Source organism: Rhodococcus sp. HNM0563, from assembly GCF_012726195.1.
Taxonomy (GTDB): Bacteria; Actinomycetota; Actinomycetes; order Mycobacteriales; family Mycobacteriaceae; genus Rhodococcus.
Genome location: NZ_JAASAF010000006.1, coordinates 127,565 through 140,895, shown reverse-complemented (window position 1 = coordinate 140,895; position 13,331 = coordinate 127,565). Strand labels below are relative to the sequence as shown.

The 13,331-nt window shown below is 64.5% G+C and carries 14 protein-coding genes; 8 read left to right on the top strand and 6 right to left on the bottom strand.

Features of this window, described 5'->3' with window-relative positions:
* The first annotated feature begins 20 nt into the window (after positions 1-20).
* Positions 21-437, top strand: coding sequence for a VOC family protein (locus HCA61_RS15320; RefSeq protein WP_169689047.1), 417 nt, complete (start codon positions 21-23; stop codon positions 435-437).
* 4 nt (positions 438-441) lie between these two features.
* On the opposite strand, the gene HCA61_RS15315 is transcribed toward HCA61_RS15320, so the two are convergent.
* Entirely contained in the window at positions 442-1,248 is an 807-nt protein-coding gene (locus tag HCA61_RS15315; RefSeq protein WP_169689046.1) for an alpha/beta hydrolase, read from the bottom strand.
* A gap of 123 nt (positions 1,249-1,371) precedes the next feature.
* Here HCA61_RS15315 and HCA61_RS15310 point away from each other — a divergent pair, with 123 nt between their 5' ends.
* Genes HCA61_RS15310 through HCA61_RS26625 form a run of 3 tightly spaced genes read left to right on the top strand, consistent with a single transcriptional unit; the run spans position 1,372 to position 3,823 of the window.
* Positions 1,372-1,755 carry a nuclear transport factor 2 family protein gene (locus HCA61_RS15310; protein WP_169689045.1) on the top strand — a complete coding sequence of 128 codons (384 nt, stop codon included), beginning with the start codon at positions 1,372-1,374 and terminating at the stop codon, positions 1,753-1,755.
* Positions 1,755-2,732 (top strand): alpha/beta hydrolase, encoded by a 978-nt coding sequence (locus HCA61_RS15305; protein ID WP_169689044.1) that lies wholly within the window; start codon positions 1,755-1,757, stop codon positions 2,730-2,732. Before HCA61_RS15310 ends, HCA61_RS15305 begins: the two co-directional genes overlap by 1 nt.
* 38 nt (positions 2,733-2,770) lie before the next feature.
* Positions 2,771-3,823, top strand: coding sequence for a DUF6777 domain-containing protein (locus HCA61_RS26625; protein ID WP_169689043.1), 1,053 nt, complete (start codon positions 2,771-2,773; stop codon positions 3,821-3,823).
* A gap of 24 nt (positions 3,824-3,847) precedes the next feature.
* Here HCA61_RS26625 and HCA61_RS15295 read toward each other — a convergent pair whose 3' ends face one another.
* Entirely contained in the window at positions 3,848-4,534 is a 687-nt protein-coding gene (locus HCA61_RS15295; protein ID WP_169689042.1) for an SDR family oxidoreductase, read from the bottom strand.
* A 24-nt stretch (positions 4,535-4,558) separates the two neighbouring features.
* Entirely contained in the window at positions 4,559-5,209 is a 651-nt protein-coding gene (locus HCA61_RS15290) for an ElyC/SanA/YdcF family protein (RefSeq protein WP_169689041.1), read from the bottom strand.
* A 51-nt stretch (positions 5,210-5,260) separates the two neighbouring features.
* On the opposite strand from HCA61_RS15290, the gene HCA61_RS15285 reads away from it, so the two are divergent.
* Both HCA61_RS15285 and HCA61_RS15280 read left to right on the top strand, forming a co-directional pair.
* Positions 5,261-6,271, top strand: a complete 1,011-nt coding sequence (locus HCA61_RS15285) for a PHP domain-containing protein (protein WP_169689040.1) — start codon at positions 5,261-5,263, stop codon at positions 6,269-6,271.
* Between the two features lie 7 nt (positions 6,272-6,278).
* A complete protein-coding gene (locus tag HCA61_RS15280) occupies positions 6,279-7,712 on the top strand; it encodes an NAD(P)/FAD-dependent oxidoreductase (RefSeq protein ID WP_169689039.1) in 1,434 nt (477 codons plus the stop codon).
* Positions 7,713-7,718: 6 nt separating this feature from the next.
* Here the strand turns inward: HCA61_RS15280 and HCA61_RS15275 are convergent, their stop codons facing one another.
* The 3 genes from HCA61_RS15275 to HCA61_RS15265 form a co-directional block, all read right to left on the bottom strand.
* Complete coding sequence (locus HCA61_RS15275) at positions 7,719-8,525, bottom strand: enoyl-CoA hydratase/isomerase family protein (RefSeq protein WP_169689038.1); 807 nt, start codon at positions 8,523-8,525, stop codon at positions 7,719-7,721.
* Positions 8,522-9,955 (bottom strand): acyl-CoA synthetase, encoded by a 1,434-nt coding sequence (locus tag HCA61_RS15270; RefSeq protein ID WP_169689037.1) that lies wholly within the window; start codon positions 9,953-9,955, stop codon positions 8,522-8,524. The genes HCA61_RS15275 and HCA61_RS15270 overlap by 4 nt, the downstream gene beginning before the upstream one ends.
* 193 nt (positions 9,956-10,148) lie before the next feature.
* Positions 10,149-10,793 carry a winged helix DNA-binding protein gene (locus HCA61_RS15265; protein ID WP_169689036.1) on the bottom strand — a complete coding sequence of 215 codons (645 nt, stop codon included), beginning with the start codon at positions 10,791-10,793 and terminating at the stop codon, positions 10,149-10,151.
* Between the two features lie 272 nt (positions 10,794-11,065).
* Here HCA61_RS15265 and HCA61_RS15260 point away from each other — a divergent pair, with 272 nt between their 5' ends.
* A complete protein-coding gene (locus HCA61_RS15260; RefSeq protein ID WP_169689035.1) occupies positions 11,066-12,259 on the top strand; it encodes a Rieske 2Fe-2S domain-containing protein in 1,194 nt (397 codons plus the stop codon).
* Positions 12,260-12,263: 4 nt separating this feature from the next.
* On the top strand, positions 12,264-13,319 hold the full coding sequence (locus HCA61_RS15255; RefSeq protein ID WP_247273794.1) for a 2Fe-2S iron-sulfur cluster binding domain-containing protein: 1,056 nt from the start codon (positions 12,264-12,266) through the stop codon (positions 13,317-13,319).
* Positions 13,320-13,331: the final 12 nt, after the last annotated feature.

Genomic DNA, 13,331 nt, shown 5'->3' with positions numbered 1-13,331 from the left:
GATGACGGACTGCGTCAGGCATGGAGGCGTCGAACCCCAAGGGATTCCTCTTGACCATCTCTCTCGATCACACAATTATCGCTGCCAAGGACAAACAGCACTCGGCGTATTTCCTGACGACTCTGTTCGGTCTCCCCGATCCGGTCCCGGCCGGGCGATTCCTGGCCGTCCAGCTCGCCAACGGCGTCACCCTCGACTTCGCCGAGCCGCCGCCTCACGTCGAGTTCTCGCCCCAGCACTACGCGTTCCTGGTGTCGGAGGAGGATTTCGACCGGATCTACGGGCGCATCCTCGAACAGAAGCTCGAACACTGGGCCGATCCCCAGCAATCCGCGCACGGGATCAACCACAACGACGGCGGACGCGGAACCTACTTTCTCGATCCGTCAGGTCACTATCTCGAAATCATCACCCGGCCATACGGTTCGGTCGGATAGCGCACTATCGAAGCTGCTCGTGCACGAAATCCAGGACGTCGTCGAGCACCTCGTCGCGGTTCGTCTCGTTGAAGATTTCGTGTCGTGCCCCGGGGTACTGCTTCGATGACGAACCGCGGCCGGCGAATGTCGCCCAGCCGGTGGCGGTGCCGTCCACCGGGACCAGTGCGTCGTCGCTGCCGTGCAGCCAGAGCACCGGCACGGTGTCGACGGCACCTGCCGCAGTGATGGTGCCGAGACAGTCCTTCAGCGCTTCGAGAGTGAGTCGTTTGAACGGGCCGTGCCACACGAGCGGATCGTCGACATAGGCGCGACCCACCTCCGGGTCGCGCGACAGGGTCGACGGATCGACAGGAGCGTCGGGGATCTCGTCTGCGGCGAGAAGTGTGTCGACGACTGCCCACGTGCCGAGCACCGGGCCGGAGAGGACGACCGCGGCGAGTTCGTCGCCGTGGAGTTGGGTGTAGCGCGCGGCGATCATCCCGCCCATCGAATGGCCGATGAGAACGACGGGGAGGTCTGGATGTTCGCGTCGTGCGGTGAGATCGAGAAGTCGGAGGTCATGGACGACGTCCTCGAAGTTCTCGACGAGTACCCGTTCGCCGTCGCTGAGGCCGTGCCCGATGTGGTCGACCGCGTACACGGCGGCGCCGTCGGCAATCAAGCGCGTCGCGACGTAGTGGTATCGGCCCGAGTGTTCTCCGTACCCGTGGCACAGCAGCGCGATGTAGCGGCGTGACTCAGGTTCCCAGCGTCGTGCGGCGAGCGTGGTCGTGTGCCCGGTGAGGGTAAAGGCGGTGTCTGCGCTCATCGATGGCATTCCTGTCGGTGGGAATGAATGTTGCGCACAGGATTGCATGTTCGGCCCCTGGCCGAGTATGCGATCGTGCACTACTCTGCAAAATAGAACACGTTCTAACATTGAAGGGGCATCATGGCACCGACTCGTGAAGCAATCCGCGACACCGTCGAGAACTACGTCCGCGCAGTGGCGAAGGGCACCGTCGACGATGTCCTCGCGCTCTACGCACCGGGTGCGACCGTCGAAGATCCCGTCGGCACTCCCGCCCGCACCACGGAAACGGAGATCCGCGAGTTCTACGGCGTGATCGAACCGCTGGACCAAACCGGTGAAGTGCTCACCCTCAAGATCGCCGAGAACAATGCCGCTTTCCTTTTCCGCCTGGTCACGCACCTGGGCGAGCAGGACATGGTGATGGAGGTCGTTGACGTCATGACCTTCGACGACGACGCGAAGATCACCGGCATGAGGGCGTATTGGAGCCAGGACGACATGCAGACGGTGCCGGCGACCTGATGCCTGTCCGCTCGGTCGAAATCGATGGTTTCACGTGGAACATCCACGACGAGGGCAGAGGACCCACGGTCGTGCTGTGCCACGGATTCCCCGGCCTCGGCTACAGCTACCGGCATCAGGTGGAGACACTTTCCGCGGCGGGCTACCGCGCGGTTGCTCCCGACATGCCGGGTTACGGAGGCACCGACCGTCCGGAGTCCGTCGGGGACTACACCAACGTCGCGGTCGCGGATCGGTTGACGAGGCTCCTCGACGCACTCGGCATCGAACGAGCCGTGTTCGTCGGACACGACTTCGGTGCGCCCGCCGCGTGGACGACAGCACTGCGGCACCCGGGGCGGGTAGCCGGGCTCGTTCTGCTCTCGGTGCCGTACGCGCCGGATCGCCTGCCTTCGCGCCCCACGGAGTTGTACGCGGCGATGGCGCGCAAGCACTTTCTGCACCTGCACTACTTCCAGCAGCATGGGGTCGCCGAAGCCGAACTGGATCCGCGCGCTGCAGAGTTTCTTCAGCGACTGTTCTTCGCGCTCTCGGGTGGATATCGGTACCTCGACGTCTGGGACCATCCCTCGGAGGGGCGCGGATACCTCGACGTGCTGCCCGCCGCGCCGGAACTTCCATGGGACTGGCTCAGCGCAGCGGAACTCGAGTATTACGCGAGCGAGTTCTCCCGTAGCGGATTCGGCGGTGGACTCTCGTGGTACCGCGCCTACGACGCGAACTGGGAAGCATCCGCACAATACGACGGTGCGCACCTCACGGTGCCGACATTGTTCGTCGCCGGGGCATCGGATCCCGTGATCGCGATGTCGGGACCGCGCGCGCTCGACCGCATGCGGCAGACCGTGCCAGACCTTCGCGGGATCCATCTGCTCGACGGTGCCGGACATTTCGTGCAAATGGAGCGCCGCCGCGAGGTGGACGACCTGTTGCTCGGTTTCCTTGCGAACTTGTATCTGCGCGAACGAACCGAATAACCCGGCGCGGCCGGTCTCGTCGACCTAGGCTGACGAACGTGGCCCCCGACACCGCAGTACGCGGATGCGGACTGGTGCTCGCCCTGACCGCGCTCGTGGCAGGTGCGTGTTCGTCCGGCGGTTCCGGCTCTCCGGATCCCGTGCGACTCGACATCGCGACCGCGCAGAGCGACTACCCCTGGACCGGACTTCTGCTTCCGGCCCAGGTTCCTGTGGCGGTCCCGCCACCGCCGGACGACGCGCTCGCAGAGTCCGGAGATCCGGTGTCGCAGGACGGAACGCCCGCGGTCGCAGGTGACCGTGTCGCGCTCTACGGGGGAAGCCTCGACCGGGAACTGTGCGACCGGAACGAACTGGTCGCGACCCTTACCAGCGATTCGGCCAAGGCTGCCGCCTGGAAGGCCAAGGTCGGCGCCGACGACATCCTCGAGTACACGAGCGCCCTGACCCCGGTGCTGCTCCGCGCGGATACCCGCGTCACCCGCTACGACTACATGGACGGCACGGCACGCCCCGTCCAAGCGGTTTTGGAAACGGGGACCGTCGTGCTCGTCGACGACCACGGAATGCCGCGCGTGCGATGCGCACGCGGAAACCCACTTTCTCCACCCGTACTAGCAAGTGACACCGACATCGAAGGCACCCAGTGGACGGGGTTCGATCCCGAACGACTGCTCGTCGTCCAGGCGGCAGCGGATGCGGTGAATGAGTTGAAGGTCGTCGACATCACGACCGGTGACCTGCTTGCGGTGCCGATCGGTGCGGGCCCGCTCGCTCCGAGTGCGCCGCCACCGGCCCCTTCCGAGACACCGGAGTCTCCGCAGACCCCCGATGCCGTCGAGCAGAACCCGGCCCCTGCACCGGTCCCGGTGCCGAGACCTCAGGCAGAGGCAGCACCTTCGCCGCAAGCGCCACCGCCACCGCCGCCTCCGGCGCCCGAGCCGCCACCTCCCCCGCCCCCGGCACCCGAACCTGCGCCGCAGATCCCGCCGCCACCCGCACCCGCACCCGCGCCAGCTCCACCGCCGCCGCCGCAGATCCGGATCAATGTTCCGGGCGCACCTCCGGTGGTCATTCCCCTACCGTTCTGAGTATGTGACCAGGACAGTGCGTGCTCAGGACTCGGGCGGCGACCACGGCCGCAGTATGATTTCGGCCGGATGCGCATCGGCGGGAGTATCGATGGCGTTTCGGACGGCACGCGCCACCGTCGATGCCTTCAGAAACCGCGAAGGCTCGTAGTCGTTCCCCTCGCTCGCGACGATGGCACGTTGCATGTCGGTGTCGATGCGACCTGGGTGCACCGACGTCACCCGCAACGCAGGTTCTTCGAGACGAAGCGCGTCACCGAAGGCACGCAGCGCGAACTTGCTCGCGGCATAGGCGCCCCACCCGGGGTTCGCACGGATACCGGCTCCCGAATTGATCAGTACGACATGCCCGTGTGCGGACCGCAATGCCGGGAGCAGCAGTCGAGTCAGTGCAACCACGGAGAGAAGGTTCGCGTCCATCATGTGTCGCCACTGTTCGACCGAACTGTCGGCGATGGTTCCGAGTTCGGCCGCGCCCGCATTGTGGACGAGGACGTCGAGCCGCTCGATCCCGGCCGTCGCAGCAGTCAGTGCGTCGTGATCGAGCAGGTCGACGGGCCACGGAGTGGCGCCGGGGAGTTCGTCGGTGATCGCGGTGAGTGAATCGGGCCTGCGGCCGCCGAGGAGGAGGTCGTGGGTGGGAGCGAGTTCGCGGGCGATCGCGGCGCCGAGGCCGCGGCTCGCTCCGGTGATGAGAGCTGAAGGTCGCATCCGATCACACTAGGACGGGCGACTTCAGTGGGCAGCGAGAATCTCGGCGAGTGTGTCGTCGGGAGGTGTCGATATCGCCGGATCGCGGGGAAAGCGGAGCTCCAGGAACGCCTTCGGGCGCGACAGAACCCATTCACGCAGGTGACTACGCACCTGCGACCGGTACCGCACCTGCCCGTCCGCTACGACGCCGGTCGCGTCGATGCCTGCGCGCAGGCACAATGCGACAGCGCGCGCCACATGGAACCGTTGCGAAGCGATGTTCGCCTCTCGTACCCCGAATGTGCGCACGGCCCGCTGCGCAGTGTCGAAGGTGTCGAGGCCGTACGGGTCGGCGACGATGCGGTCGCGATCCACGCCGCGTGAGGTGAGGTAGTCGATCATTGCGGTGATCTCGTCGCCGGAGCGTCCCGCGGCGTCACCGGAGACAAGAACTGCCCGAGCGCGTCCGTCCCGGACGAGCGACACCGCGACATCGAGACGTCCGCGCAGGAATCCGCCAGGTTTTCCGTCTCGTACCCGCGCGCCGGGCACGATGACCACGGCGGCCGGTGGTGCGTCGGCGAGGCTGTACATCCTGCCGCGAGCAGAGGACGCGACCTGCGACGACACCCACAGCAATGCCGACACGGTCGCGACGCATCCGGAAAGCAGCACTGTGCGACGTCTCGACATGCAACCCACATTACGGAGCGCAACCTGCGCGGACACGTCCACAATGGGGTGATGGACCCGGTGGCCGCTCTTCGCGAGGTCGCGTTCTGGCTCGAGCGTCAGCACGCGTCGACCTACCGTGTGCAGGCATATCGGAACGCGGCCGACGTGGTTGCGGGACTGTCCGACGTCGCACGGCAGAAACATCGCCGCGCCGACGATTGGACCGAACTCGCCGGCATCGGTCCGAAGACGGCCACCGTGATTCGGGAGGCGTTCGACGGCGTACCCGAATACCTGCGAAGTGTGCGCGCCGACGCCGAACCGATCGGCGTCGGCGGGCGAGAACTCCACGACGCGTTGAAGGGCGATCTGCATACGCATTCCGACTGGTCCGACGGCGGTAGCCCCATCGACGAGATGCAGCGGACCGCAACGACGATGATCGGCCACGAGTACATGGCCCTGACCGACCACTCCCCGCGTCTGACGGTCGCGAACGGGCTCAGTGCCGAACGACTGCACACACAGCTGGCCGTCGTCGCGAAACTGAACGAGAGCGCCGAGGGCACCAGGATCCTCACGGGCATCGAGGTGGATATCCTCGACGACGGGTCGCTGGACCAGGATGAAGGACTCCTCGCCGAGCTCGACATCGTCGTCGCGAGCGTGCACTCGAAGCTGCGAGACGACCGGGCGACGATGACCAAGCGGATGCTGCGGGCCGTGCAGAATCCGAATGTGGATGTCCTCGGGCACTGCACCGGCCGGCTCGTCACGGGTGGTCGCGGGCAGCGCCCGGAGTCGACGTTCGACGCGGAAGCGGTGTTCACGGCGTGCCGTGACTACGACACGGCGGTGGAGATCAATTCGCGCCCCGAGCGTCGTGATCCACCGTCGAGGCTGATCGATCTTGCCCTGGATATCGGGTGCCTATTCTCGATCGACACCGATGCGCACGCTCCTGGGCAGCTCGATTGGCTCGGTTTCGGCTGCGAACGAGCGGCCGAGCGTGGTGTCGAACCCGACGTCGTGATCAATGCGTGGCCGATGGATGATCTGTTGACGTGGACGAGGCGGTAGGAGCGGCGTGGAACATCTCGATGTGCTTGTCGTCGGCGCAGGGCTGTCCGGCATCGGTGCCGGATACCGGCTGCAGACGCAGTGTCCCGACCGCACCTACGCGATCCTCGAGGCGCGCGAGAGTATCGGTGGCACCTGGGATCTGTTTCGGTACCCGGGGATTCGGTCCGACAGCGATATGTACACGCTCGGATTCCCGTTCCGTCCGTGGCGCGGAGAGAAGTCGATCGCCGACGGCGCGAGCATTCTGCAGTACGTGCGCGACACCGCCGCCGAGTACGGCATCGACGACAAGATCCGATTCGGGCATCGCGTCGTCTCGGCGTCATGGTCGACCGCCGCCGCGCGCTGGACGGTTCGAGTGGAGTCGGCGGGTACGGAGATCGAACTGAGCTGCGCTTTCCTGTATTTGTGCAGTGGGTACTACAGCTACGAATCCGGCTATCTGCCCGACATTCGCGGCCTCGGTGATTTCGCCGGAACCCTCGTGCATCCCCAGTTCTGGCCTGATGATCTCGACTACGAGGGCAAGAGGGTCGTGGTGATCGGCAGCGGCGCCACCGCGATGACGCTTGTGCCGTCGCTCGCGGACAGAGCCGAGCACGTGACAATGCTGCAGCGCTCGCCGTCGTACGTGATGTCGTTGCCGTCGCGCGATCCGATCGCGAGACGCATTCGGAAATACCTGCCCGACAAGATATCCCATCGGATCATTCGCGCGAAGAACACGGCGACCAATCTCGGTTTCTACCAACTGTGCCAGCGTCTTCCCGGAGTGGCGAAACCGGTGCTGCGCCGGCTTGCGCAGCGTCATCTGCGCGACGGTTCGGCGGTGGAACCGCACTTCACCCCGAGTTACCGGCCGTGGGATCAGCGCATGTGCCTTGTACCCGATGCCGATCTGTTCAAGGCCCTCAACTCGGGTGCTGCGGACATCGTGACAGACGACATCGACACGGTCACCGAGAAGGGTGTGCAGCTGAGGTCGGGCGACCATCTCGATGCCGACATTCTCGTGACCGCGACCGGGCTGCGCCTCGTCCCGGCCGGCGGTCTCGACTTCACGATCGACGACCAGAAGGTGGATCTCGCCGACCACTACACCTATCGCGGGATGATGCTCAGCGGCGTACCCAATCTCGCGCTGTGTCTGGGTTACACGAACGCGTCGTGGACGCTGCGCGCTGACCTCGCATCGCTGTACGTGTGCCGTCTGCTCAATCACATGCGGGCGGGCGGGTATCGCGTTGCGCGCCCCGAATCGCATCACGACGCCTCGCCTCGGCCGCTGCTCGGTTTGACGTCGGGCTACGTCACCCGTTCGGAAAGTATTCTGCCGAAACAGGGTTCACGTAGCCCGTGGTTGATGCGACAGAACTATCTGCTCGATCTCCCCGCGATGCGATTCGGCCGGATCGACGAGTCGATGGACTTCGCCTGAGTCAGCTCACAAGACCGAGTTCCATTCGTCGAGGTCACCACCGTGCGGTCGGCGGAACTGGGGCGACCGGCCGGAGAGGAATGCCTCGAGTCCGATCTCGAGATCTGGGTTGTGGGTGTCGATCCACCGGCGCTCCACCTCCTCGTTCAGTTGTCCACAGGCGGCAGCGTCGATCATCTCCTTGGCGGCGCGCTGTGTGATCGAGGAGCGCGCGACGATGGAGTCCGTCAAGGCCGTGATATGGGAGACGAGTGTATCTTCCGGGACGACCTCCGTGACGACACCGAGTCGTTCGGCAAGGGAACTGTCTATGTGGTTGCCCGTGATCACCAGGCGCTTCGTCGTGGCCGGGCCCAGGATGCGCACCATTCGACGGATCGTCCGCGCCGGATAGATCACACCGAGTTTTGCTGGGGTAAAAGCGAACTCGGAACTCCTCGCCGCGACCCGCAAATCGCATGCCAAAGCGAGCTGTGCTCCTCCACCGATGCAGTATCCGCGGATGGCCGCGATGGTGGGTTTGGGGAAGTCCGCGAGTGCTTCCTCCGCGTCGGTGACCCGCTCCTCCATGCGGATACCTTCTGCGCGTGCCGAACTGAGTTCACGAATGTCCATACCGGCACAGAAGTGGGCTCCCGCGCCGGTGAGCACGACCACCGACACGGTGGGATCGTCCGCGAGTTCGCCCAGTACAGAGATGAACTCGTCGATCATCTCACCGGTGAGCGAATTGTGGCGGCGCGGGTGATCGATGGTGAGTACAGCGATGTCGCGCTGGAGGTCCGTACGTATTTCTGCACGCTCGGTACTCATCGCTGCGCCGAGTGCTCGTCGATCAGGATCTTCTTCTGGACCTTACCCATCGCGTTGCGCGGGAGGGTGTCGACGAACCGGATCTCGCGTGGACGTTTGTGGATCGAGAGGGTGTTCGCGACGAAATCGGGCAACGCACCGTTGTCGTGGCAGTCGCCCACCACGTAAGCGACGATCCGCTGACCCAGATCGTCATCGGGAACACCGATCACTGCGGCTTCGCGAACATCGGGATGGTTCAGTAGAGCCTGCTCCACTTCTCCTGCCCCGATCCGGTATCCACCGGACTTGATCATGTCGACCGATTCGCGTCCGACGATCCGGTGGAATCCGTGCTCGTCGATCACGGCGATGTCACCGGTCTTGAACCAGCCGTCCTCGGTCATGGACTCTGCGGTCTTGGCAGGGTTTCCGAGATACCCGTCGAACAAGGTGTCGCCCGTGACTTCGAGTCGGCCCACGGTCTCCCCGTCGTGGGGGATCGGCTCGCCCGCCTGATCGACCAGGCGCGTCCGTACCCCGGCGATGGCCCCGCCCACCCATCCGGGCCTGCGTTCGCCGTCGGACCGGGTGCTGACAGTGATGAGGGTTTCGCTCATCCCGTATCGCTCGATCGGCGCGTGGCCGGTGAGCTCGACGATGCGTTCGAACAAGGGTACCGGGAGCGGGGCACTGCCGGAGACGAGGAGCCGTGCGGATGCGAGTGCCCGGGCAGCCGCGGGGTTCGCGCATATCCGCGACCACACGGTGGGAACACCGAAGTACAGCGAACCCGAAGCGGCGGCATATGCGTCGGGAGTGGGTCGGACGGTGTGCACGAGCGGTGAGCCCTGCCGCAGGGCTCCCACGGCACCGAGGATGAGACCGTGCACGTGGAACAGGGGAAGTCCGTGTACGAGAGTGTCCTTCGAAGTCCATTGCCACGCCTCGGCCAGCCCATCCAATCCGGCTGCAATCGCGGAGCGCGAGAGCACGACACCCTTCGGGGCGCCGGTGGTGCCGGAGGTGTACATGATCATCGCAGTGGTGGCCGGGTCGGGCTCGTGATATGTCGCGGACGACCTGGCCTGTGCATCGACCGGGACGGTGGGAAGTGCAACATCCTCGCGCGCGGATCCGAGCCAGATCTGTGCGGCGGAGTCCTTCAGGATGTGACCGCGTTCGGCCGGACCGGAGTCCGGAGGCACGGGAACGGCTGGGACACCGGCGATGAGGCACCCGGTGACTGCGATGACGGTCTCGATGCTCGCGGTGGCGTCGATCGCCGCGCTGGACGCGCCGGCGATCCTGTCGGCCACGGCCGTTGCTGCGTCGATCAGTTCGGTCCGGGTGAGAGTGCGGTTGCCGACGCGGACTGCGTCGCGGCCGTCGTCTCCGCGGCCGGTGTCTTGGAGCGCGGTCAGTAGTGGCAGTGGTGCGAGAGCTGACATGGGATCCCTTTCGGGAGGCAGAGGGGGTGGCCGTACACAATCGGAGCGGGGTGCTACCTGTGGGCCGGCCCAGCTTATGAGGGCCTGCACATCCCGTCAACCATCGACATCGAAATAGATTGCATCAACGCTGCTTTCGAAGCGAGGGGACGTTCGTTACCGACCGGTGTCGGTGTGATGGTCACACGGGCGGTCAGGACTGTGCGCGCTTGGTTCGTGAGCGGACTCGACCGGTCGGTTTCGTGGGGGGCTCGGTGTCGGCTTCGCTGGGGAGGGGATCGAAGAATGCGGCCGTGTTGATCGTTGCAAGGTCGCGGCTCGCCGCTTCGTACAGGCCGGTGAGGATCTGCATCGAGCGAACCGCGTGCTGCATCTTCGTGACGATGTCGTTGAGTTCTTCGAGGTTGGCCCCGAGGGTTTGCCTGCGTAGCTGGGCGTACCGATCCGAGATCTCCCGGCCGGTCGGAGTCACGGTGAAGACCGACGACGTTCCTGATTTGGTGCGCTCCAGCAGCCCGAGACTCACAAGTTTCCGGAGGTTGTACTGCAGATTCGGCAGATCGTCTCGATTGGTCAACTGGGCGATCGTCGCCGTGTCCTTCGACCGTTCCTGCATGCGAACGACGTGGAGGGCAACGACCTCGTTGAACGCCAGATCGATGTCGGCGGCGACTCGGATTGCCTGGACCGCGAACCGTTGGAATCCGCCCTCCACCTGCAGAAGCGCGAACTCGAAGGCGGTCAGCCCTTCCTCGTATGCGGTTTCGGCGAGGTGCCAGCGCCGCCCCGGTGCCAGTGGTTCGGGTTTGCCGGATGGCCGGGGTTCGGTGCTGCTCATCGTCTCTTCCGCTGGCTGATCGTCGAGGGGCTGCGCTGTGTGCGTGGCGTGCTGAAGGCAGATGCTACCGGAGGTCCCCGCCGGGCCGTTGTCCGATATTCAATAAAAAATTGATTGACTTTCCATGAAACCTGGATATTGTGGTCTGCAACACTCCAAAGTGTTCAGACTCCGAGTCGATGGGCTCATCAGCCCGGGCCCTTCGACTCCGCTCCGCACATCGATGCGGACGGAAAACCCCATTGCGACCACATCATCCGGAGGTCACTTCGATGACTGCTACCTCTCACAGCGGCTCGTCCGCCGGAGCCACTCGCCAGTACGCGCCGTACGTCAAGGCCGACTGGGGCTACGCCAATCACTGGTACCCCGCCTTGCTGACCCACGAACTCGAAGACGGCACCGCCAAAGGTGTCACCATCGGTGGGCATGACATCGCCATACGTCGTTCCGCAGGCAAGTCCTATGCGGTGTCCGACCGCTGCATTCACCGGGGCGTCAAGCTCTCGGCCAAGCCGATGTGCTTGTCGGAAGGCACCATCACCTGCTGGTATCACGGGTTCACTTATGGACTCGAGGACGGCACCCTCACCACGATTGTGGGTAACCCCAACGATTCTCTGATCGGGAAGGCGGGCATCCGCACCTACCCCGTCGAGGAGGTCAACGGGATCATCTACGTGTTCGTCGGAGACGAGGATTACGGCACTCCGCCTCCGCTCAGCGCCGATCTACCAGCTCCGGTCACCAACGACCCCAACGATTCCCCTGTTCCGCACCTGCTCGACGAGGGAATCGTCATCCGTGGCATCCACCGCAAACTGGTGGGTAACTGGCGACTTGCCGCGGAGAACGGCCTCGACCCCGGCCATCTGCTCGTGCACTGGGACAACCAGATCCTGGTGGCGCTGGATCGGGCACTTCCGCTCGGCGTCAACGCCCTGACCGACACCGCAACCGAAGAGATCGATATTCCCGACGGTCCCAAAGGCGTGATGAACCGCTACGACCGTCCCGACCTCTACGAGCCGGTACTGGACAACCCCAAGGTCAACATGAAGGCCCGCGGTACGGTCCCGCACTATTTCCGCACGTCACTGTGGGTTCCGGGTGTGCTGATGGTCGAGCACTGGCCGATCACCGATCACGTGCAGTACGAGTTCTACGTCCCGATCGACGATCACCACCACGAATACTGGGAGATCATCGCCACCCGTGCGAGCACGGACGAGGACATCGCAGAATTCAACTTCAAGTACGACAACTTCATGCTCCCGCTCGCACTCGAGGGCTTCAACAACAGTGACGTCTTCGCACGCGAAGCCACCGAGGAGCATTACACCCGATTCGACGGGTGGAACAACGAAATGCTCTGCGATATGGACTATTCCATCGTCGCCTGGCGCAAGATGGCGTCCCGCCACCCGCGCGGCTTCTTCGAGTCGCCCTACGAGGACGAGGACTAGGACCGTGTCGATCGCCCCGACCGATGTACTTGCGGAGCGTGCAATGGCCGCACAAAGCAATGTCAGTCTCAACTTCACGGACGGAACCAAGACGGTAACGGTGCCGGCAGGTAAAACCGTGCTCGAGGCCGCAAACGATGCCGGCGTCCGGCTGGTCAGCCAATGCACGGTCGGTACCTGTGGAACCTGCGTGGGACGGGTCACCCGAGGTGACGTTGTGATGCCGGAGGGTCGTGTGTACTCGATCAAGCAGGACGAGATCGAGTCCGGTGAGCGATTGCTTTGTCAATCACACGTATTCGGTGACTCGGAGATCGATCTCGACTACCCGGCATCGATGCTCGACGAATACCCCGTGATCACGACGACCGCGAAGGTCGGGGTGGTCACCTGGATCGGTGACACCGCGGTGGAACTGCAACTCAAACTGCCCAAGTCGGTGCGCTTCGCATTTCGAGCGGGACAGTACGTACGCATGAAGGTACCCGGAACCGACGAGTGGCGCTCCTACTCGATGGCCTCCGGCGAACGAGACCGTAAGAAACTCACCTTCATAATCCGGGTGCTCCCCACAGGTGCCATGTCGGACTATCTCCGCAACCATGCGACGGTAGGAGACCGGATCGAGATCGAGGGCCCCACCGGCAGATTCGGTCTCTCTGACGATCTGGGTCCGGCACTGATGATCGCTGGCGGCACAGGACTGGCGCCGATGCTGTCGATGCTCGAGAACCTGCAGACCGCACGCGGCGAGCATCCGATCCGACTGGTTTTCGGTTGTAGCCGTGAGGCCGACCTGTTCTATCTCGATGAGTTGGAGGCCCGTACGGAGTTCATGCGCACGCTGGATGTGCGCGTGGTTGTCGATGAGCCGACCGCGGTCGCCGGGGTGCTGGAGGGTAATCCGGTCAGCGCCCTGAGCGTGGAGGACGTCGACGATCCTCTGACCTCCGCCTACCTGTGCGGTCCGCCCGCCATGTTGAAAGCCGCGGAGGAGCGGCTGCTCGAACTCGGGATGCCCGCCGAGCGGATCCACGCCGAACAATTCCTACCCAGCTGACTCTCAACTTCC